The sequence below is a fragment of the Streptomyces sp. NBC_01260 genome, assembly GCF_036226405.1.
Classification (GTDB): domain Bacteria; phylum Actinomycetota; class Actinomycetes; order Streptomycetales; family Streptomycetaceae; genus Streptomyces; species Streptomyces laculatispora.
The window spans coordinates 8834345-8856686 of sequence record NZ_CP108464.1; the positions used below are offsets into that span (position 1 = coordinate 8834345).

Annotated in this window: 14 protein-coding genes; 11 read left to right on the forward strand and 3 right to left on the reverse strand. The window is 70.9% G+C overall.

Features of this window, described 5'->3' with window-relative positions; translation table 11 throughout:
• Window position 1: 1 nt before the first annotated feature.
• The 3 genes from OG322_RS39315 to OG322_RS39325 all read left to right on the forward strand — a co-directional run bounded on the left by OG322_RS39315 (window position 2) and on the right by OG322_RS39325 (window position 4195).
• The gene (locus OG322_RS39315) at window positions 2-1699 is read left to right on the forward strand and encodes a phytoene desaturase family protein (RefSeq protein WP_329307654.1); all 1698 of its coding nucleotides are present in this window, start codon (window positions 2-4) and stop codon (window positions 1697-1699) included.
• Window positions 1696-2751, forward strand: coding sequence for an MDR family NADP-dependent oxidoreductase (locus OG322_RS39320; RefSeq protein ID WP_123465752.1), 1056 nt, complete (start codon window positions 1696-1698; stop codon window positions 2749-2751). The genes OG322_RS39315 and OG322_RS39320 overlap by 4 nt, the downstream gene beginning before the upstream one ends.
• A 211-nt stretch (window positions 2752-2962) precedes the next feature.
• Window positions 2963-4195, forward strand: coding sequence for a cytochrome P450 (locus tag OG322_RS39325; RefSeq protein ID WP_123465754.1), 1233 nt, complete (start codon window positions 2963-2965; stop codon window positions 4193-4195).
• On the opposite strand, the gene OG322_RS39330 is transcribed toward OG322_RS39325, so the two are convergent.
• Entirely contained in the window at window positions 4170-5087 is a 918-nt protein-coding gene (locus OG322_RS39330) for a hypothetical protein (RefSeq protein WP_329307655.1), read from the reverse strand. The two genes, OG322_RS39325 and OG322_RS39330, sit on opposite strands and share 26 nt — an antisense overlap.
• 277 nt (window positions 5088-5364) lie before the next feature.
• Between OG322_RS39330 and OG322_RS39335 the strand changes: the two genes are divergently transcribed.
• Window positions 5365-13650, forward strand: coding sequence for a type I polyketide synthase (locus tag OG322_RS39335; protein ID WP_329307656.1), 8286 nt, complete (start codon window positions 5365-5367; stop codon window positions 13648-13650).
• A gap of 57 nt (window positions 13651-13707) precedes the next feature.
• Here OG322_RS39335 and OG322_RS39340 read toward each other — a convergent pair whose 3' ends face one another.
• Window positions 13708-14322: an IS3 family transposase gene (locus OG322_RS39340; RefSeq protein ID WP_123465756.1), complete on the reverse strand. Its 615-nt coding sequence runs from the start codon at window positions 14320-14322 to the stop codon at window positions 13708-13710.
• Entirely contained in the window at window positions 14319-14630 is a 312-nt protein-coding gene (locus OG322_RS39345; RefSeq protein WP_123465758.1) for a transposase, read from the reverse strand. The genes OG322_RS39340 and OG322_RS39345 overlap by 4 nt, the downstream gene beginning before the upstream one ends.
• 292 nt (window positions 14631-14922) lie before the next feature.
• On the opposite strand from OG322_RS39345, the gene OG322_RS39350 reads away from it, so the two are divergent.
• From OG322_RS39350 to OG322_RS39380, 7 genes are all read left to right on the forward strand, one after another.
• Complete coding sequence (locus tag OG322_RS39350; RefSeq protein ID WP_123465760.1) at window positions 14923-15474, forward strand: methylated-DNA--[protein]-cysteine S-methyltransferase; 552 nt, start codon at window positions 14923-14925, stop codon at window positions 15472-15474.
• A gap of 39 nt (window positions 15475-15513) precedes the next feature.
• Window positions 15514-16323 (forward strand): 2OG-Fe(II) oxygenase, encoded by an 810-nt coding sequence (locus OG322_RS39355; RefSeq protein ID WP_311316983.1) that lies wholly within the window; start codon window positions 15514-15516, stop codon window positions 16321-16323.
• 354 nt (window positions 16324-16677) lie between these two features.
• Window positions 16678-17760, forward strand: a complete 1083-nt coding sequence (locus OG322_RS39360) for a 50S ribosomal protein L11 methyltransferase (protein WP_123466526.1) — start codon at window positions 16678-16680, stop codon at window positions 17758-17760.
• Window positions 17761-17821: 61 nt separating this feature from the next.
• Window positions 17822-19237 carry an iron-containing redox enzyme family protein gene (locus tag OG322_RS39365; RefSeq protein WP_123465762.1) on the forward strand — a complete coding sequence of 472 codons (1416 nt, stop codon included), beginning with the start codon at window positions 17822-17824 and terminating at the stop codon, window positions 19235-19237.
• Window positions 19228-19590 (forward strand): Rieske 2Fe-2S domain-containing protein, encoded by a 363-nt coding sequence (locus OG322_RS39370; protein ID WP_123465764.1) that lies wholly within the window; start codon window positions 19228-19230, stop codon window positions 19588-19590. The genes OG322_RS39365 and OG322_RS39370 overlap by 10 nt, the downstream gene beginning before the upstream one ends.
• A 157-nt stretch (window positions 19591-19747) precedes the next feature.
• Window positions 19748-20998, forward strand: coding sequence for an ATP-grasp domain-containing protein (locus tag OG322_RS39375; protein WP_329307657.1), 1251 nt, complete (start codon window positions 19748-19750; stop codon window positions 20996-20998).
• On the forward strand, window positions 20995-22323 hold the full coding sequence (locus tag OG322_RS39380) for an MDR family MFS transporter (protein ID WP_123465768.1): 1329 nt from the start codon (window positions 20995-20997) through the stop codon (window positions 22321-22323). The genes OG322_RS39375 and OG322_RS39380 overlap by 4 nt, the downstream gene beginning before the upstream one ends.
• The last annotated feature ends 19 nt before the right edge of the window (window positions 22324-22342 follow it).

The window sequence follows — 22342 nt, forward strand, 5'->3', positions numbered from 1 at the left end:
CATGATCATTATCGGCGCCGGGCTCGGCGGTCTCTCCACCGGCTGCTACGCGCAGATGAACGGCTACCGGTCCCAGGTGCTCGAGATGCACGAGATCCCGGGAGGCTGCTGCACCGCATGGGAACGCGGCGACTTCACCCTGGACGCCTGTGTCAGCTGGATGCTCGGCAGCGGCCCCGGCAACGAGATGCACCAGATCTGGCTGGAGCTCGGCGCGTTGCAGGGCAAGGAGGTACGCCACTTCGACGTGTTCAACATCGTGCGGGGACAGGACGGCAGAGCGGTCTACTTCTACTCCGACCCGGACCGGCTGCAGGACCATCTCACCGAGCTCTCACCCGCGGACGCGAAACAGATCAGGGAGTTCTGCCGCCAACTGCGCTCCTTCCGCAAGGCGCTGGCGGTCTACCCCTTCCTCAAACCCGTGGGGCTGATGGGGCGTGTGGAGCGATGGCGCATGCTGGCGTCGTTCATCCCGTACTTCAACGCGGTGCGCAAGTCGATCTCGGTGCTGATGTCGGACTACTCGGCCCGGTTCAAGGACCCGCTGCTGCGTGAGGCGTTCAACTTCGTCCTCTACGAGAAACACCCGGCGTTCCCCGTACTGCCGACCCACTTCCAGCTCGCCTCGCACGCCAACCTGTCGGCGGGTGTCCCCGAAGGCGGGTCGCTCGGTCTCGCCGAGTCGATCGAGCAGCGCTACCGGCGGCTCGGTGGCCAGGTCACGTACAACACCAAGGTCGAGGAGGTCCTCATCGAGGACGACCGGGCGGTCGGCGTCCGCCTCAGCGACGGCCGGGAACTGCGCGCGGACATCATCGTGTCCGCCTGCGACGGTCCCACCACGATGATGAAGCTGCTGGGAGGCCGCTATCTCAACGACGCCTACCGGCGGCTGTACACCGAGACCATCAACGAACCGGGCATGGTGTTCCCCGGCTACTTCACTCTCTTCCTGGGACTCAAGCGGCCCTTCCCCGAGGGCGCCCCGTGCACGACGCATCTGCTGAGCGAGGCTCAGGCGGCCGAACTGACCGGCATCCGCCATCGGAGCATCAACGTCCAGTTCCGCAGCCGCCACTATCCGGAGCTCTCGCCCAGCGGGACGACCATCGTCTACGCCACCTATTTCTGCGACATCGCCCCCTGGCGCGCCCTGGACGAAGGCCCGGAGCGGATCACCCGGAGCCGCGGTGGCCAGGAGCTCCACACGCTTCCCGTGCGGCACGGCCGCGGCTACTACGCGGCCAAACGGCGGGCGCGCACGGCGCTCGTGGAGTTCCTGGAGGAGCGATATCCGGGCCTTGAGGACGCCATCGCGGTACGCGACGTGTCGAGCCCGCTCACCCAGGTCCGGTACACGGGCAACCACGACGGGACGGTCCTGGGGTGGCAGCCGTTCGTGGAGAGTGGCGAAACCCTGGAGGAACTCGTCAAGAAGCACGGCCCCGGGCTCCCGGGCCTGGAGAACTTCTACCTGTCCGGCGTCTGGGCGACGACGGGCGGTCTGATCCGCGCGGCCGCGGCGGGCCGGCACGTCGTGCAGTTCGTCTGCCGTGACGACGGCAGGGCGTTCACCGCTTCCCTCGACGAGACCGGTCCGCCGCCGACCCATCGCGTCATTCCGGTCGGGGGGCGCCCCCCGGGCTCCGCCACGGCCCCGTTCGGCCTCACCGGTACGGAACAGGAGCAGAAGTGAAGATCAAGGAGTGGGTCGTCCGTGAGCATGTCGAGGGCGCTCCCGACGTCGACCGGATCTACGAGAAGATCGTCCGCGACATCGACGTGGACCTCGCACCGGACGAGATGCTGCTGAAGACGCTGTACGTCTCGGTCGATCCCTACCTCCAGGGCATCGCGCTGGACACCCCGCTGGGCCGGCACATGGGCGCCGACTCGGTCATGGAAGTGCTGGAGGCGGGCCCGAGGGCCGCGCACCGGCCGGGCGATCTGGTGCAGGGGTTCGGCGGCTGGCGCTCCCACCTGGTCAGCGCGGGCGAGGAATCGCTGTGGCAGACGGGAACCTTCCCGATGGTGTTCCCCGCCTTCCGCCGTCTCGACCCGTGCTGGTACGACGACGCGCTGCCCCTGGCGACGGCGCTGAGCGCGATGGGGGGTCCGGGCATGACCGCCTGGGGCACGCTCTCCACGTTCCTCGCCGCCGGGCCGGGGGACACCCTGGTGATCAGCGGTGCCTCCGGCGCGGTGGGGACACTGGTCGGCCAGCTGGCCCGGCTCGCGGGTGCCCGCGTGGTCGGCACGACGTCGAGTCCGCAGAAGGCGGAGTACCTGTCGCGGCTGGGGTTCGACGAGGTCGTCGTCTACCGGCAGGGCGACAGCGCCGAGAGCGTGCGCGAGGCGCTCACCCGGGCGGCTCCCGACGGCGTCGACCGCTACTTCGACAACCTCGGCGGTGCCGTGACCGACGTGGTCTTCTCCCTGCTCAATGTCGGCAGCCAGGTAGCGGTGTGCTGGCAGTGGGCGACCCAGGTCGGCCAGGACGTGGTGGGACCCCGGCTGCTGCCGTACATCATGTTCCCGCGCGCCACCGTGCGCGGGATCTTCTCACTGGAGTGGTTCACCGACGAGAACTGGCAGGCGCTCCATACCGAGCTCGGCGGCAGGGTCCGGCGGGGGGAGGTCGTCTGCGACCACACCCTCCACCACGGCTTCGACAGCATTCCCGCGGCCTACGGGAGCCTCTACCACGACCGGGGGACCAACCTGGGCAAGGTGCTGGTCGAGTTGTGAGGGGCGGGAAGGGGCCGGCCCGCCGAGCGGTTCCGGGCGCCCCGGCCCCAGCTCGCACGTGCCCGCAGGCCCTCTTTCCCCCTGCCCCGGCCCGGCCGTTTGCCCCGTCCGCTGTCCTGTCGAACGTGCACAGCCAGGAGGTACCGTGTCCCGTTCAGTCAGCACCGGCAACAGTGCTGGTCCCGAACCGCTGTTGGCCCCGCTCCACAGTATGGAGTTCGCCGCTCCGGGCCCGCCGCGGCTCACCGAGCTCACGGACGGGTCTCCGGCCTGGCTGGTCAGCCGGTATCCCGATGTCAGGCAGGTGCTCAGCGACAGCCGGTTCGGCCGCGCCGAGCTGTACGCGCCGGACGGGCCGTCCGTGTCCCAGGTGCCGGGGCTGGTCAACGACCCGGACCTGATGTTCAACCAGGACGGCCCCGGTCACCTGCGACTGCGCCGCACCATGCGTCGCGCGTTCACTCCGAGAGCCGTCGCCCGGTGGCAACCCTGGATCGCGGCGATCGTGGAGCAGCTGCTGGACGGACTGGCCGACAGCAACAGCGACGGCGACGGGCCGGTGGACATCGTCGCTGAGTTCACACTGCCGCTGCCGGTGGCCGTGATCAGCCGGCTGATGGGACTGGACGCGTCCGCGCGTGAGCGGATGCGTCACTGGAGCGATCATGCCTTCACGGACGGCTCCCGCTGCGGTGACGAGGTGGGCGCGGCCATGGCCGAGTTCTCCGCGTTCGGCGCGGAACTACTGGCCGCACGGCGACGCGAGCCCGGGGACGATCTGGTGAGCGGCCTGGTCCGGGCGGCCGACGAGGAGGGGGGCATCCCCGAGGCACAACTGGTCAGCCTGGTCTGCGGACTGGTGGTGGGGGGACACGACAGCACGATGACGATGCTCGGCAACTCGCTCCTCTACCTGCTCGCCGAGAGGCAGGAGGCCTGGCCGCGCCTCGCAGCCGCGGGGGAGTCGGCCGGAGCGGTGGCCGACCGGCTGCTCCACCTGATCCCTCTGGGCGACGACCGCGGGAGCACACGTCGCGCGACCGAGGGCGTCGAGGTCGGGGGTGTTCTGATCCCGGCCGGAGCGGTGGTCCTGGCGGACTGCGGCATGGCCAACCGCGACCCCGCCGTCTTCCCGGCAAGCACGGCGGACGACCTGTTCGCACCGCTGGAGGCCCCCACCCTGTCCTTCGGTGCCGGACCGCACTACTGCCTGGGCGCATGGCTGGCCCGGGTGGAACTCCAGCTGGCCCTGCACCGTCTGGCGGCCAGGTTCCCGGGGCTCCGGCTGGCACAGCCGCCGGACTCCGTCCACTGGCGGGTGGGGACCACCTCACGCAGCCCGGAGCGCCTTCTGGTGACCTGGCCCCGGAGGGAACCGGACCCGGTGGGCCCCGCGCCTTCCGGGAGCCTGAGCGGGGTCAGGCCGGGTGGACGAGGCCGGTGAGCGGGTGCGAAACGGTGTCCTGGGCGGGGCGGGACAGCTGGACAGCGGTGTGGAAATGGCCGTCCGTCTCCTTCCCGCGAGGGTCCTCGCCGGCCGCGGTCACCGATTCGATGGCGAACTGCCGCTCCTCGGGACTGGTGAAGCGGCGCTGGACGAAAGTGAGGGGGGCCGCATTCTCCGTGATCAGTCCGAAGGAGTCCAGGCACTCCGTGATGGGCTGATAGGAGCTGGTGCGCAGCACCAACGCCGCTACCCACACGGGAGCTTCGGCCGATTCGAGAAGTGGCCGGAAGGTGCGCGACGACAAGAAGCTGGCCCCGCCGGTGACAGTGATCAGACGGATGCGCCGCGCCGCGCGCAGGAGGGCGGCGGACGGCGGCGCAACCTCCAGATTCTCGCCGAAGGCCTCGTCCAGCAGGCCCACCCGGCGTGCGTAGGCGACGGCGTTGGGTGCCGCGTCGAGGCCGAACACGGGGACCGCGTCCGGGCGGCGTCGGGACCGGTAGAAGTCGCGGTCCCAGGAGGCCAGTTCGCTGGTGGTCATGGCTGATGCCCTGGGCGAGGTGTAGTGGTCGTACAGGTCGTCCAGCGTCAGATCGTGGTTCAGCAGGGCCGCGTTGATGCCGTAGGAGCAACAGAGGTCCAGCACCGCTCCGGCCTCAGCCGCGCACACACCGGTCGCGATCAGCCGGCGGTGGATTTGCTGGGCATGGTGCGGGGTCCGGTAGCCCAGTTGCTGGAAGGTGCGGAAGAAGGCCCGGGGATCGGGCCGGTCGTAGATCTCGTCGAAGGGCGTCATCGACTCCTGGGCCTCGGCCGCCGCATTTCCCGGCTCGGCGCCTGCCCCCTTCTCGTGATCGTCGCCCGCTTCGCCCGATGTCTGAACCGTCACACGCACTCCTCTGTCGGCCTGCCCTGCCCGCCGTCGTCCCGGTCAGCATCGGTCCGAACCAGAAGGAACGGAACAGGCACGGACAGGAACCGGCCAGCCGCCGGGCGATCAGGCTTGTGTCCCGGCGCAGACGGCGCAGAGTCGGCCCCGACGGCCGGACATGCCGGACGTGCTGGACGTCAACACGCCTGCTCCGGGAGGGATGACGGGCTCGCCCGTCTGCGGATCCATACTGTGTCAACATCAACTCCTGCCCGTAGAGGATGTGTTCGTCCCGGTGACATCACGTGTAGCCCCGATCCGGCCATTGCCCGAGCTGCTCCGGGAACATGCGCGGCGCCTCCGCTCCAAGGTCGCGTTCCAGGACTCCACGTCGCGTGTGACCTATGAGGAGTTGGAACTGCGGACCGGCCGGCTGGCCGGCCATCTGGCCGGACTCGGGCTGCGGCACGGTGAGCGGGTGGCGGTCCTTCTCGGTAATCGCGTCGAAGCGGTGGAGAGCGTTCTCGCTGTCACCAGAGCGGGCGCGGTCGGTGTGCCGATGGACTCACGGAGCACGCGTGCGGAGCTGGCTCACATGCTGGACGACAGCGGAGCCCGGGTCGTCATCACCGACCGTTCTCATCTGGGCCTGCTGCGGCTGCTCCTGCCGGAGCGCCCGTACCTGACTGTGGTGCTCGTCGAGGCGGGGGGCGGTGACGCCGACGTCCTGGCGGATACGGCCGGCACGTTCTCTTATGAGGACATGGCCGCTACCGAGCCGCCGGTGCCCGCTCCGGACGACCTCGGGCTCGATGAGGTGGCATGGCTGCTCTACACCTCCGGTTCGACCGGTAAGCCCAAGGGTGTGCTGTCCACACAGCGCAACCGTTTGTCGTCGGTGGCTTCCGGTTTCGTCGCCGTCCTTGGTATGTCGGCCGGCGACCGGCTGCTCTGGCCGCTGCCCCTGCACCACGCGATGGGCCAGATCCTGTGTGTCGTCGGGGTGGCCGCGACCGGAGCGTCTGCTGTGATCCTGCCGCGGTTCTCCGTGGCGGACGTGCTGGGTGAACTGCGCCGGACGGACGACCCGTTCACTTTGCTGGCCGGTGTGCCGACGACGTACGGCAAGCTCCTTGACGCCGTGGGTGCCGAGCGGCTGGGGGCTCCCGCGCTCCGTGGCTGTGTCAGTGGGGGTGCGGCTGCCGGGTCTGTTTTCCGGGGGGTCTTCGAGGAGACCTGTCGGGTTCCGTTTTTTGAGCATTACGGGAGTACCGAAGCGGGGGCCGTCACGATGCCGGTACCGGGTGAGGCCCGGCCGGGGGGTTCGTGTGGCCGTGTGCTGCCTGGCACCCGGGTGCGTATCGGCGACGGCAGCGCGAGCGGCGGTGAAGCGTCGGGTGAGGGTGAGGGTGAGTTGTGGGTTGGGGGGCCCGGTGTCATGGCCGGATATCACGGCCGGCCCGATGACACTGCCGAGGTCCTGCGTGACGGGTGGTACCGCACCGGTGACCTCGCCCGGATCGATGCCGGCGGTGAGCTCACCATCACGGGCCGGGTCAGTGAGCTGATCATTCGTGCCGGTGAGAACGTCCACCCCGGTGAGGTGGAGGGGGTACTGCTGTCGCTGGCGGGCATCAAGGACGCTGCTGTGACCGGCCGACCTGATGAGGTACTCGGTGAGGTGCCGGTCGCCTACCTGGTCCCGGTGAAGGCCGGTGCACTCGACAGGAGGGCGGTCCTCGCTGCTTGCCGGGAGCAGTTGTCGCCGTTCAAGGTCCCTGCCGCCCTCTATGAGGTGGACGGGATCCCGCGTACCGCCTCGGGGAAGGCCAAGCGGTACGTGCTCGCCGACCTGCCGGCGAGGCTCCTGGAAGCCGAAGCCGAAGCCGAAGCCGAAGCCGAAGCCGAAGCCGAAGCCGAAGCCGAAGCCGAAGCCGAAGCCGAAGCCGAAGCCGAAGCCGAAGCCGAAGCCGAAGCCGAAGCCGAAGCCGCCTCGCCCGCAGGGCTGGGCTCGGTGGATCTGCCGGCTCTGGTGCGGGGTGAGGTCGCCGCCGTACTGGGGTGCGCCGTCGATGAGGTGGAGCCGGGGACCGCGTTCCGTGATCTGGGTCTTGACTCGTTGACGTCGACCGTACTGTCCAACCGTCTGTCGGCGGTAACCGGTCTCTCTCTGTCCGAGGCCGCCGCCTTCGATTTTCCCACCACGACGGAGATGGCCGCCCACCTCCGGGCGCGGCTCACCGGCGAGCCGGCCGGTGAGGCGTCCACCCGCCCGGACGGAGCCGGCATGGATGACGACCCCGTGGTGATCGTCGGGATGGCGTGCCGTTTCCCTGGCGGTGTGGAGTCCCCGGAGGATCTGTGGCGGCTGGTCGATGAGGGTGTCGATGCCATCACGCCGTTCCCTGCCGACCGGGGATGGGACATCGACGGGCTGTTCGACCCGGATCCTGGACGGGCGGGCCGGACGTACGTACGCGAGGGCGGCTTCCTGTCCGGGGTGGACCGCTTCGATCCGGCGTTCTTCGGTATCTCGCCCCGCGAGGCTTTGGCGATGGATCCGCAGCACCGGCTGCTCCTCGAAGTCGCCTGGGAGGCCTTCGAGCATGCCGGAATCGACCCCGGCACGGTGCGCGGGACACGTACAGGTGTCTATGCCGGGCTCATGTACAGCGATTACGCCGGCCGGTTCGCCCGTACTCCGGAGCAGGTCGAGGGTTATCTCGGTATCGGGAACGCGGGCAGTGTCGCTTCCGGCCGTATCGCTTACACCCTGGGCCTGGAAGGGCCGGCGATCACTGTGGACACGGCGTGTTCGTCGTCGTTGGTGGCCCTGCACCTGGCGGCTCAGGCGCTGCGCAGGGGTGAGTGTTCGCTCGCGCTGGCCGGTGGTGTCACGGTGATGTCGGGGCCCAACTCTTTTGTGGAGTTCAGCAGGCAGCGCGCGCTGGCGCCCGACGGCCGCTGCAAGGCGTTCGCCGCGTCGGCGGACGGCACCGGGTGGGCCGAGGGTGCGGGAATGCTGCTGGTGACCCGGCTGTCCGAGGCGCGGCTGGCCGGGTACCGGGTGCTGGCTGTGGTGCGTGGTTCCGCGGTGAATCAGGACGGTGCGAGCAATGGCCTGACCGCGCCGCACGGGCCGGCGCAGCAGCGGGTGATCCGTCAGGCTCTGTCCGACGCGCGGCTGGAGCCCGGGGAGATCGACGCGGTGGAGGCGCATGGCACGGGCACCCGGCTCGGTGACGTCATCGAGGCGGAGGCATTCCTGGCGGCCTACGGGCGGGCCGGGGAGCGGGAGAGCCCGTTGTGGCTGGGCTCGGTCAAGTCGAACTTCGGGCATACGCAGGCCGCGGCGGGTATGGCCGGTGTGATGAAGATGGTCCAGGCGATGGAGCACGGTGTGCTGCCCCGTACGCTGCACGCCGATGAGCCGACGCCGAGGGTGGACTGGTCCTCGGGTGCGGTGTCGCTGCTGACCCGGGCGGTGCCGTGGCCCCGGACCGGCCGGCCCAGGCGGGCGGGTGTGTCGTCCTTCGGGATCAGCGGGACCAATGCGCATGTGGTATTGGAGCAGGCGCCCGGGGCGGACCGGTGTGCCCCGGGCGGCCGCTCCACGGTGGTGGGGGAGGCCGTGACGGCAGCAACAGCCGTGGCGTTCCCGGTGTCGGCCAGGAGCGCCGCGGGGCTTCGGGCACAGGCCCGACGGCTGCACGACGAAGTGGGTGCGCGCCCTGGAACGAGCCTGCTGGATTTCGGGTTCTCGCTGGCCACGACCCGCGCGGCCTTCGAGTACCGCGCGGGGGTGGTGGCCGGTGACCGGGAGGAGTTGCTCGCTTGCCTCGATGCGGTGGCCGAAGGGCAGCAGCGGCCGGGGGTGAGTACGAGCGGTCCCCGCCCGGCGGGCCCGGTCGTCTTCCTGTTCACCGGCCAGGGCAGCCAGCGTGCCGGTATGGGCCGGGAACTGTATGAGACGTATCCCGTCTACGCCCGTTCCTTTGACGAGACCTGCGCGCTGCTGGATCCGCTCCTGCCGAAGCCGCTGCGGGAGGTGGTGTTCGCGGACGCGGGAGCCGAGGGACCGGAGGAGAGCGGGCTTCTGCATTCGACGCGGTTCGCGCAGCCCGCGCTCTTCGCCCTGGAAGTGGCCCTGTTCCGGCTGCTGGAGTCCTGGGGTGTACGCCCGGACATGGTGGCGGGGCATTCCGTCGGCGAGGTTGCGGCGGCACACGCCGCCGGGGTGCTGTCCCTCGCCGACGCCTGCGCGCTGGTGGCGGCACGGGGCCGTCTGATGGACGAACTTCCTTCGGGCGGGGCGATGGCCGCCGTACAGGCCGACGAGAACGAGATCGCCGCGTTCCTCGCCGGCAGGGAGCAGGAGGTGGACATCGCGGCCCTGAACGGCCGCTCGGTCGTCGTCTCGGGTGACGAACCGGCGGTGCTGGAGGCCATGGCGTACTGGCGCGGACAGGGCCGCGGGACCACGCGGCTGAGGGTGAGTCACGCGTTCCACTCCGCGCGCATGGAACCCATGCTCGACGCGTTCGCCGCGGTGGCGCGGGGGATCACCTACTCCCCGCCCCTGCTTCCCCTGGTGAGCGCGGTGGCGGACCGGTCGGCCACGGACGCGGAGCTGTGCTCGCCCGGCCACTGGGTGGACCACGTACGTCGCCCGGTCCGCTTCGCCGACTCGGTGCGGTTTCTGCGGGAGCGCGGCGCGACCCACTATGTGGAGCTCGGCCCGGACGGTGTGCTCTCGGGCATGGCACGGGACTGCCTGTCCGGCGCGCACGCGCCTGCGCCGGTGACGGACGGTGCCGCGCCTGCGCCCCTGGTCGTCCCGACGCTGCGCGGGACCCGGCCGGAAGCCGAGGCGCTGCTCACCGCCGTCGCCGCACTGCACGCCCACGGTGTGAGCATCGACTGGCGTGCCGTCTTCGCGGGACGTGGTGCACGGCGTACGGAACTGCCCAGGTATGCGTTCCAGCGTGGGCGGTACTGGCTGGAGGCGGACCGGCTGGAGGCGGACCGGCCGCAAGCCGTGGCGGAGCCGGATGCGGTGCCTCATCCGTTTTTGCGCTCTGCCACGTCGACGGCGGACGACGGCGGTCTGCTGCTGAGCGGTCTGCTGTCACTGCGTGACCATCCCTGGCTGGCCGACCACGCGGTGCTGGGCGCCGTGCTGCTGCCCGCGACGGCATTCGTCGACATGGCGGTGCACGCGGGAGGCCGGGTGGGGGCCGCTGTGCTGGAGGAACTCACTCTGACGGCGCCGCTGTCGTTGTCGTGGGAGGAAACGGTCGAGTTGCAGGTGAAGGTGGCGCGGGCGGAGGCGGGTGGGCGGCGGTCCGTGGTCTTTTACGCGCGGCCGCGCACTTCCGGGCAGGAGGGGTCCTGGAGCCGCCACGCGTCCGGGATCCTCGCGTCCCAGGAGCCGGCGGAGCCCGTGGTCGTGTCCGGTCCGTGGCCGCCTTCGGGCGCCGTCCCGCTGGCGCTCGACGCCGGGCCCGGCGCAGGTTTCTATGACCTGCTTGCTGGGGCCGGGCTCGGTTACGGCCCGGCTTTCCAGGGGCTGCGGGCCGCCTGGCGTCTGGGCGACGACATCCTCGCGGAAGTCTCGCTCCCGCCCGAGGAGCAGGGCAACGCCGGGCGGTTCACGCTGCATCCGGCTCTGCTGGACGCGGCGCTGCACACCATGACGCTCGGGGCAGTCACACCGGCGCCGGACGACAGTCACAGCAGCGGCAGCGGCATTGACAGTGGTGGTGGGGTGTCTTTGCCGTTCGCCTGGAGTGGTGTGCGGCTTCACGCATCCGGTGCCGGCCGGCTGCGGGTGCGTGTCTCGCCGACGGCGCAGAGCGGAGCACGGCTGGAGCTGACCGACGGGTCCGGAGCCCTCGTGGCCACGGTGCGCTCGCTGGTCCTGCGGCCGCTTCCCCGCGAGCAGTTGAAGGAGGTCCGGGCGCACGACGACGGCCTGTTCCGTCTGGACTGGACGCGCCTGCCCGATTCGCCCGCCTCGGTGACGGCGCCGCGTACGTGGGGTGTTCTGGGCGAGCCCGGTCCGCGGTTGCGCGACGCGCTCCTCAGGTCGGGTGTCCGGCTGGAGGCGTACGCGGATCCGGCTTCGGCGGGCGCGGACGCACCGGACGTCGTGGTCGCGTGTCCGCCGCTGACGGGGACGGACGGGCCGGACCGTGCGTCGGCCGCACACCGTACGGCTGGATGGGCGCTGCGGCTGGTGCAGGACTGGCTCGCGGAGGAACGCCTGGCCAACTCCCGTCTGGTCGTCCTCACGTCGGGCGCTGTCGTGACCGGGGCGGAGACAGACGCCGTCACCGCGAAGGGCGACGCTGCTCTCGTCTGCGCGCCGGTGTGGGGTCTGCTCCGCTCGGCGCAGACGGAGAACCCGGGCCGTTTCGCACTGGTCGATGTCGACGGCAGCCCCGCGTCCGAAGGTGCCCTGGCCCAGGTCCTGGCGGGCCCGGAGCCGCAGACGGCCGTGCGGGAGGGGGCCGCGTACGTGCCGGGACTGGTTCGCGCCTCGCGTGCGCCGGCGGACGAGGGTGCACCGCGCCGGCTGGATCCCGGGGGGACCGTCCTGATCACCGGGGGATCGGGCTCCCTGGGCGTCTCTTTTGCCCGCCACCTCGTGCTCACGCACGGAGTACGCCACCTGCTGCTCGTCGGACGGCGCGGAGCCGGCGCGCCCGGAACCGTCGAGCTGTGCGCGGAGCTGGCCGGGCTGGGTGCCGAGGTGACGGTCGCCGCGTGCGACGTCGCCGACCGTACCGCGCTGACCGCGCTCCTGGCGGCTGTGCCGCGGGAGCACCCGCTGACCGGCGTGATCCACACCGCGGGTGTGCTGGATGACGGTGTGATCGGCGCGCTCACACCGGAGCGCCTGGACCGGGTGCTGCGGCCGAAGGTGGACGCGGCGCTCGCGCTGCACGAGTTGACCCGGGACAGTGATCTGGCGGTCTTCGCCCTGTTCTCGTCGGTGGCCGGTGTGCTCGGATCCGGCGGTCAGGGCAACTACGCGGCGGCGAACTCGTTCCTGGACGCTCTGGCGCAGCACCGCAGGAGTACCGGCCTGCCGGGCACCTCTCTTGTCTGGGGGCCCTGGCAGCAGAGCGGCGGTATGACCGCCGATCTCGCAAGCGCGGATCTGCACCGGATGGCCCGCTCCGGCCTCATCCCGCTGCGCACCGATGAGGGCCTCGCACTCTTCGACACCGCCGTCCAGAGCCGGGACGCGGTCCTGGTCGCAGCTCGTCTGGACCCGGAAGTGCGCGGGGCAACCGGCGCAGCCTTCTCCCGGGTGCCGGGCCGCGGTCCCGCCCGCCGGGCACCCGCGGAGCCCGGGGCCGGCGATCTTCTGCAGCACCGGCTGGCGAACACACCCTCCGGCGAACACGGCGCACTGCTCCTGTCGGAAGTACGGACGGAGGCGGCCGCGGCGCTCGGATACACCGCAGGGCCGTCCGCGGTCGAGGCGGACCGCCCGCTGGCGGAGCTGGGTCTCGACTCACTGGCCGCGGTCGAGCTGCGCAACCGGCTCGCGACGGTGACGGGGCTTGCCCTGCCGGCCACGCTCCTGTTCGATCACCCCACCCCGCGTGCGGTCGCCGCCCACCTGGAGGAACACTTTTCGCGGACTGCGCCGGAATCCCCGAAATCCCCGGTGTCATCCCCGGCCCCGCAGGTGACGCCGGGGGGAGCGATGGGCGGAGCCCTGGAAGGGACTTCGGTGCCCGGTGGCGCCGCGACCGATTCCCTGTCCGCTCTGTTCCGTACGGCGTGTGCTCTGGGCAAGGCGTGGGAGGGGATGGCACTTCTGACGATCGCCTCCCGCTTCCGTGAGGTCTTCGACAGCGCGGAGGCCCTGGGCACCCCACCCGCAGCCGTCACCGTCGCGACCGGGGCCGCCCGCCCCCGGCTGATCTGTTTCCCGGCTCTCAGCGCGCTCTCGGGCCCTCATGAGTACGCCCGCTTCGGGTTGTCCCTTCAGGGCCGGCGGGACGTTTCGGTGCTGCCGAATCCGGGGTTCCTGCCGCGCGAGGCCCTGCCCGCGACGCTGGACGCCTTCGTGTCGGCGCAGGCCGCCGCCGTTCTCGCGTGTTCGGGCGACGAGCCGTTCGTGCTGCTGGGCCGTTCGGCGGGGGGCTGGGTGGCGCACGCTGTGGCCGGGTACCTCGAACGCACGGGCGTGCGTCCGTCCGCCGTGGTCCTGGTCGACACCTTTCCCGGCGACAGCGTCAGCCGGGCCGGCGAGGGGCCCGCGCTTTCTGCCATGACCGTGGGGATGCTCGACAAGGCCGCTCAGTTCGCCTCGGCGGAAACCGACCGGCTCACGGCGATGGCCGGCTACCTGGAACGGTTCTCCGGCTGGGAACCGTCGGAGCTCTCAGCACCCACACTTTTCGTCCGCGCCAGGGACGGTCTGCCCGGCATCGAGGCAGCGGAGCCGTGGCGCCTGCCCCACGGGGAAGTCACCGTGCCGGGCGACCACTTCACCATGCTGGAGGAACATGCCCGTACGACCGCTCTCGCTGTCCACGCGTGGCTCTCCGAGCGTTTTTGACCCTGGACCTGGACCTGGCCCGGTCCTGGACCGGGCCCTGCAAGAGGTGGTGCCGGATCAGCCCGGTGGCAGGCTGGGTACGTCGGCGGGGAAGATCACGGGACGGGTGGGGCGGCGCTGCCGGCAGGCGGCTGTCAGCGCATCGGCCACCAGCTCGGTCCGCAGGTGATCAGCGGTTGCCCAGCCGACCACGCGCCGGGAGGCGATGTCGATGACCGTGGCCAGATAGAGCCAGCCCTCCTCGGTCGGGACATACGTGATGTCGCCGCACCAGCGGGCATCGAGCCCGGTGCGGCCGGGCTGGAAGTCCCGGACGATGAGGTCGGGTCGGAGGGCAGCCCCGGGATCGGGAGTCGTGGTCACGTGCCGTCGGCGGCGGTGCCGGCCCTGCAGCCCAGCAGCCCGCATCAGCCGCGCGACACGACGGCGGCCGCACCCGGCGCCTTCGCGCTTGAGCTCGGCGTGCACGCGCGGCGCCCCGTAGGTCCCGCGCGATTTCATATGAACCTCGGTGATCTGCACGGTCAGCTCGGCATCCCGCACCGCACGGAGTCCGGGCGGACCGGAGCGACGGGCATAGTAGGCGGTGCGGGAGACCTTCATCAGCTCACACGCCCGTTTGACGCTGTGACCTTCCTGCTTCTCCGCCTCGATGAACGGGTGCACCGTCACCGGGTCTCCTTCGTGAAGAAAGCTGTGGCCCGCTTGAGGACATCGACATCCTCACGCAGACGGCGGTTCTCCCGCCGCAACGCGGCCAACTCCTCACGCTCGCCACTGGTCAGCCCGTTGCGTTCGCCCGCGTCGACCTCTGCCTGCCTTACCCAGTCCCGCACCGCGGTATCGGCCACCTCGAAGTCCTTGGCGACGTGCCCGACCGAGCGTTCGCCTCGTCGGCACAGCCCGACGATCTCGGCCTTGAACTCCGGCGTGAACGAACGGCGAGGGCGGCGAGGCTTCTTCTTCCCCATGCTCTCCATGATGGACATCCTCCCGGGGCAGAACCCCAGATCTCGAATGTCCGTCAAAGCGGATCAAACCCACTTCGGCGCTACCCCCGGAAGGCGTGCCCGGGGGCGGGCCCCGGGTGCTGCGGCGCCCCCGTCGGGGCGATGCCCGTCCACCGGGACGCGTGCTGCCCTGCCCGGTGCAACTCTTCGTGCCGCAATGGTGTTCACACCCTCGACGCATGCGTATGCCGAGCGGGCGTCACGGCCGTCACTCCGGCGGCGTGGCCCGTTCATCATGAACATGAAGTAGAGGAGTTCGACCATGGTGACCCTCAGCACTGTCGGCGACGCCGCCACGGTGGTGATGCACACCACGCCCCTGGGCCCGCTCGCGCTCGCTGCGACGGACGATGCGCTCGTCCTGTGCTGCTACGGCACGGCCGCGACCGCCGCCCAGCGCCTGAGCCGGGGCGGCCTGCACCCGGTGGGACCACAGGACGAGCGTGCCCCGGGACTCGAGGTGCTGGAAGAGGCCCGCGAGCAGATCGACGCGTATCTGAACGGGACGCGCCGCGAGTTCACCGTGCCGGTGGACATGCGGCTGGCCACCCCGTTCAGCCGGGACACCAACCTCATGCTGGCCGAGTTCGTGCCGTACGGGCGGACCGCGACGTACGCGCAGCTCGCCGGGGCGCTCGACCGGCCCGGCGCGGCCCGTGCCGTCGGCACGGCGCTCGGCGCGAACCCGCTGTGTGTGGTGCTGCCCTGCCACCGGATCCTCCCCGCCGCGGGCGGTCTCGGCGGATACGCGGGAGGGCCGCAGGCCAAGCGGCACCTGCTCGCCGTCGAGGCGCCGGCCACGGCGAGCGTCTGAGAACCCGCCCGCCCACCGCAGAAAGCAGAGGCAGAGCACGTGAACGCGTACGAACCACCGCACATTCCGGGCCTCGAACTGCCCGGCCCGACCTTCGCCGTACCCGCGCCCCCACCCGTACCCGCGCCCGAGGCGGCGGTGGCGACCGACGGGACCCCGGGGCCCGGCGGACTCGACTGGCGGGCGCTGGCGGCCGAACTCGACCGGGAGGGAGTGGCGTTGACCCCGCCCCTGCTGTCGCCCGAGCACTGCGCGGCCCTGCGGGATCTCTTCGACGACCCCGCCGCCTTCCGCAGCACGGTGACCATGGCCCGGCACCGTTTCGGGGAGGGCCTCTACCGCTACTTCTCCTACCCGCTGCCAGCCCTGGTCCAGGAGCTGCGAGAGCAGCTGTACCCACCTCTCGCGCAGATCGCCAACGACTGGGCGCGGCGTCTGGGACAGCCGCCGTTCGCACCGAGTCTCGACGGGATGCTCGCGCAGTGCTCGGCCGCCGGACAGCTTCGCCCGACGCCGCTCGTCCTGCGCTACGAGCAGGGCGGGTACAACTGCCTGCACCAGGACGTCTACGGCGACCTGACCTTCCCGCTCCAGGTGGCGGTCATGCTCGACCGGCCGGACGAGGACTTCACCGGCGGCGAGAGTGTGTTCGTCGAGCAGCGCCCGCGCGCCCAGTCCCGACCGGTCGTCAAGCGGCCCGTGCAGGGGCAGGGAATGATCTTCACGGTGAACCACCGCCCGGTGCGCTCAGCACGTGGCTGGAGCCGGGTGGCTCTGCGGCACGGTGTGAGCGCTGTGCACAGCGGGCAGCGCCATGTGCTCGGCGTCATCTTCCACGACGCCCGGTAGCTCCCGAAGCCTCGTCGCCCGCCGTACGGAGTCCCCGTGCGGCGGGCGACGCCGTCCCTGCCCCGGCCTCACACCCCCCGGTCCGCCGCACGCGCGGAAGCGGCGCAATCAACCGGTCCGGGGCCCCGGTTTCTGCCGCCTCCTTCCAGCGGACGGGCGGCGCCGGAGTTCTCCCAGGCCGGAGTCCTGGAGCGAGAGCCCCCACCCGGCAGAACCGCCACGGGGACTGGAGCGCTGCTGAAGTTCCGCAACACCGGGCTTCCATACGGTCGCCATGCGACGGAGCACTGACCTCGACGGCCCGTCGCACACCAAGGCCGGTCCGGCGATTCGATGTAAGGAGCGGTGGCGAACATGCAGCAGGTCCAGGGCGCACAGGTCACGACAGCAGGGCATGATCCGGGACCCGACGGCCCGAACCTGTCGCTCGACAACGCACAGCACCGTCTGATCACGGCGTCGCTGAAGTCGCTGGCACAGGAGATGAACAACATCGCGGAGCAGGCGTCCGCACTGCTCACGGCGCCGGTGGGCGGCGCCACCGACTCCGACGTCTTCGCGCGGATCGCGCGCGGCGCCGTCCCCCGATGGCATTTCGCGATGCTGAACGACACCGAGCGCAACGACGCCCTCGTCGGAGCCCTGACGCGCGGCATACCGGCCGGGGCGACGGTCCTGGACATCGGCTCGGGGAGCGGACTGCTCGCCATGGCCGCCGCACGGGCCGGCGCGGCGCGGGTGATCACCTGTGAGATGAACCCGCTGCTCGCGGAGGTCGCCCGCCAGACGGTCGACACGCACGGGTTCAGCGAGATCATCACCGTGATCGGCAAGCCGTCCAACCTGCTGGAGATCGGCCGCGACCTCGACGCCCCGGTGGACGTGCTCGTCTCGGAGATCGTCGACTGCGGGCTCATCGGGGAGGGCCTCCTGCCGTCGATCAGACATGCACGCCGGCACCTGCTCAAGCCCGGCGGCATCATGCTCCCCTCGGTAGCCCGGGTGCAGGGCCGGCTCGTCAGCAGCGAGGACATCCTGCGGCTCAACCAGGTCACGACGGCGTCCGGGTTCGACGTCTCGCTCATGAACACGCTGTCCACCCGCAGCCACTTCCCGGTGCGGCTCAGCACCTGGCCCCACCGCTATCTGTCCGACACCGTCCGGGTCATGGAGTTCGACCTCGCCGAGGACGCCCTGGAGCCGGGCGAGCGTCCGGTCGACTTCGTCGCGAGCGCCGACGGGGAGGCGCACGCCCTGGCCGTCTGGTTCGAACTGGACATGGGGCACGGAACCACGCTGTGCAACTCTCCGGAGAACACCGGTTCGCACTGGATGCAGGGGTGGGTCCCGCTGGAGAAGCCCGTGCCGGTGAAGGCGGGTGAGCCGGTCTCCCTGCGGATCCGCTGGAGCGACTTCACCCTCAACGTCCACGCCTGACCGTCCCGGCGGGCCGCCCCTTCCGCGCCGGCCGCACCTCCTTCTCTTCAAGGAGCACGCAATGAGCCATGTACCGCAGCACGTCCCGTTCGAACTCAGTGGCGCCGAACTGCGCGATGCCATCGTGCAGTTCGCCACGAACCCGATCTACCTGGACAACCTGTCCTGGCAGAACGAGGACAACCCCTACCGCCGCCAGCTGCGGCCACAGGTGCTCCCGCACCTCGACTTCGACAAGGTCCCGGGCAGGGAGAACATCCTCGACTACACGAGCCTGGCCGTGCAGCGTCTGCTCACCACCGTCTACGAGGCGGACCTGGTGTTCTTCCCCCAGTCCGGACTGGAGGGCAAGGAGGAGGACTTCCGGGCGTTCTACAGCCCGGCGAACCGGGCGCTCGGCGAGCGGATACGCCCGGCCCTGGAGCGGTACGCCTTCGGCTTCCTCGACGACGAGGTGGAGACCTCGGGCACGTGGACCAGGGCGAGCCTCGACAGCTACCTCGACTCGCTCGACATGGGCGGCGGCCAGGAGCCGTCACCGGTGGAGGCGGCCGTCACCGGTTCCACCGACCCCGTGCGCGCCGCCCGGATGTGGCTGGTGCAGTTTGCCCCCGACTTCCTCTCCGAGGCGTCACCCATGATGCGCAACCTCCTCGGCTACTACGGACCCACCCAGTCGGAGTGGTTCAAGGTCGTCATCGACGAGTACGGCTACGGCGTGCACGACACCAAGCACAGCACCCTGTTCGAGCGGACGCTGGAGTCCGTCGGCCTGCGGACCGACCTCCACCGGTACTGGCAGTACTACCTCAACAGCAGCCTGCTGCTGAACAACTACTTCCACTACCTGGGCAAGAACCACGAACTGTTCTTCCGGTACGTGGGCGCGCTGTTCTACACGGAGAGTTCCCTGGTCGACTTCTGCCGACGCGCCGACCGGCTGCTCCACGGTGTCTTCGGCGAGTCCGTCGACACCAAGTACTTCACCGAGCACATCCACATCGACCAGCACCACGGCCGAATGGCCCGCGAGAAGATCATCGCACCGCTGATCGACGCCCACGGCGAGGGCATCATCCCCGAGATCGTCCGGGGCATCGAGGAGTACCGGGTGCTCCTGGGCATCGCCGACAAGGACCTGAGCGCGCAGATCGCCTGGATGGACGACCAGCCCGAACTGAAGAAGCTGCACGGTCCCGTCTACGAGGCGATCCGGGAGGGGCGAGTGGTGGCGCCGGTGGCGCACCTGGTCGAGCCCTTCAATGAACTGTCCAACACCCACTGCCACGAAGGCGACGAGCTCTGCCACATCGTGTCGGGCACCATGCGCTTCGAGAGCGGCCTCGACTCCTCGCTGACCCTCGAGGCGGGCGAGGGCGTCGTCATCCGGCGCAACCGGCTGCACGGGGCCGACATCCTGTCGGACGAGTGCGTCTACGAGATCCACTCGGTGGGGGACTACCGCAAATGCCTGTAGTGAACTTCGCCGTCACCGGACGGGAGAACTGTGTGGTCGTCGCTGGCATCGCCTACGTGTACGCCACGGTCGGCGGGCGCGGCTTCGTGATGAGCGCCCAGTGCCCCCACCGCGGGGGCCCGCTGCACCTGGCGGGTGTGACGCCGGACGCCTCCCGGCTCATCTGCCCCTGGCACGACCGCAAGACGTCCACGGCGCGGCTGCGCGCCGAGGTCCCCGCCGTGCGCTCCGGGGCCCGGGTCACGGCCGTCTTCTCCGAGAGCCGGCCGCGCACCGCCCCCCGATGCGCTGTGACGACCCGTGAGCACCGGCCCCTGTCGTCCGCGCTCGCCCGGCCCGGCCCGGCGGTCTGACCCGGCCGGTCCGTCCGGTCGCAGCCGCGGGCCGCGGACTGCAACGACCTGGGAGTCGCCGGTGTTCTACCCATTGCGACGGCTCCGCCGCGGCGCCGGGGACGGCGCCGCGGCGCGCACCCGCCCGAGCACGACGACGAACGAGGAGACACGAACCATGGCGTGGGACGGTGAGAAGCCGCTTTTGCTCCTGATCGGGAGCAGCGGCCGGCGCAGCAGGGAGTTCATCCTGCGAACGGTGAGCCAGCGCTACGCGCTATGGCTCCTCCAGCCCGCGGCGGTGACCTGGGAGGACCCGTACGTCGTGGGCGGCACGGCCGTCGACAACACCGACGCCGAGGCTCTCGTCGAGGCGGCCCTCCAAGTGGCCGCCGCGCACCGAGTGACCGGCGTGTTCTGCTACGACGAGGGGCTCGTCACGCCCGCCGCCCATGTGGCACGGGCGCTGGGACTGCCCGGCAACTCCCCGGAGGCGGTCGTCGCCTGCCGGGACAAGAACGCCACCCGCATCGCGCTGGAGGCCGCCCGGGTTCCCCAGCCCGCGTCGATCGGCGTCCGCTCCCTGGACGAGGCACGCACCGCGGCGAAGAAGATCGGCTTCCCCGTCGTGGTGAAACCGCGCGGCCTGGCCGGCGGGATGGGCGTACGCAGGGCCGACGGTCCCGACGACGTGGAGAGCGCCTACGAGGCCGCCTCGGACGCCTCCTACCCCGGCGTGCCCGTCTTCGACGTGCCGGTCCTCGTGGAGGAGTACGCGGACGGCCCGGAGATCAGCGTCGACGCGGTCTTCTTCGACGGCGAGTGCGTTCCGCTCGCCGTGGCCCGCAAGCAGGTGGGCCTCGCGCCCTTCTTCGAGGAGACGGGCCACGAGGTCGACGGGTCCGACCCGCTGCTCACCGACACCGGGCTGCTCGAGGCGTTGCGGGCCGCGCACGCCGCGCTCGGCTTCCACACCGGGGTCAGCCACACCGAGTTCCGCATCACCGCCGACGGCCTTCGTCTGATGGAGGTCAACGCCCGCCTCGGCGGCGACATGATCCCCTACCTCGGGGAGCTGGCCACCGGCGTCGACATCGCGATGGCCGCGGCCGACACCGCTGCCGGCCGGCGCCCGGACACCACGGTGCGCCACCGGAGGGCCGCCGCGATCAGGTTCCTCTACCCGGAGCACGACGTCGAGATCGACTCCGTGACCGTCCACGAGGACCGCTTCGTATCCGGCGTCCACAGCGCCGACGTGATGGTCGACCCCGGCGCGGTGCTGCGCCTGCCGCCGCGCGGCTACATCTCCCGCTACGCCCGGGTGATCGCCCTGTCCGACTCCGCCGAGCAGGCGCGCGCCGCCCTGCTGAGCGCCGCGGAGATCGTCGAAGTCGTCTCCCGCCCGGCGGGGGTCCCCGCACCGTGACCGACACCGACGAGGGCTCCACGGAGAGCCCGAAGGCCGCCCGGCCGTCCGTCATGCAGACCCTGCGAGGGATCCCCGGCCCGATCTGGCTGGTCCTGGTCGGCATGCTGATCAACAGGCTCGGCAATTTCCTCCAGATCTACCTGGTGCTCTACCTCACCGACAAGGGCTTCAGCACCTCCGCCGCCGCCTTCGCGCTCGGCGCCTACGGTGTGGGCTCGGTCGTCGGCGTCCTGGTGGGCGGCTCGATCTCGGACCGGATCGGCTACGCGTGGACCATCGTGGGCTCCATGGCGCTGGCCGGCCTGTTCACGCTCAGCCTGGTCCACATCGAGAGCCTGCCGGTGGTGATCGCGGTCGCCGCGCTGATCGGCGTGCTGGCGCAGGCGTACCGGCCCGCATCCTCGGCACTGCTGGTGGAGGCCACTCCGGAGGAACACCATGTGATGGTGTTCGCCGTCTACCGCATGGCGTTCAACCTCGGCACCACCGCGGGGCCGCTGCTGGGGGCACTGCTCATCAGCATCTCCTACGACCTGATGTTCTACGTCGACGCGGTCACGTCGGTGGGCTTCGCACTCTTCGCGCTGATCCTGGTGCGGGCGGACGCGGCCGCCAAATCCGGCCCACGGGAACCGGAGACCGACGGCCGGTCGTATCTGGCCGTGCTCCGCGACAGGCGCTATCTGCTGTTCCTGGTGGCGCTGTTCCTCAACGCCGTCGTCTACATCCAGCACACCTCCGCACTCCCGCTCCAGCTCAGGGCGGACGGCCACGGCGCGACCTTCTACTCGGCCCTGCTGTCGCTGAACGCGGTGATGGTCATCTGCCTGGAGCTGTTGTTCACGAAGTACGTGCAACACCTTCCGGCGCGGTTCGCCGTCGCGCTGGGCGTCGGTCTGGTGGGTGTCGGCATGAACCTGTACGTGGCCGGCCCCGGCATGGCGATGTTCGTCGTCGCGACGGTGGTGTGGACGGTCGGCGAGATGATCGGCACCCCGACCGCCTCCGCCTGGCCCGGCCGGGTCGCCCCCGCCCACCTGCGAGGCCGGTACATCGCGGCCTCCGCCTTCCCCATGCAGATCGGCTACGCGGTCGGCCCGGTGATCGGAATCGCGGCCTGGCAGGCGTCGGCGGCCTCCGTCTGGTGGCTGTGCGGCGTGCTGACCGCGGTGGCGGTCGTCGCGACCCTCATGGGCATGGTCGAACCGTCGGCCGACGAAGCGGAACGGGCCGCGGACCCCGACCCGACCGACGTCGTTCCGGGGGAGCCCGCCGGGGCCGCCCCCCGCCCGGTCTCGCCCACCCCCGCCGAGACCACCTGAGCCCCCGTCCACCCCGACT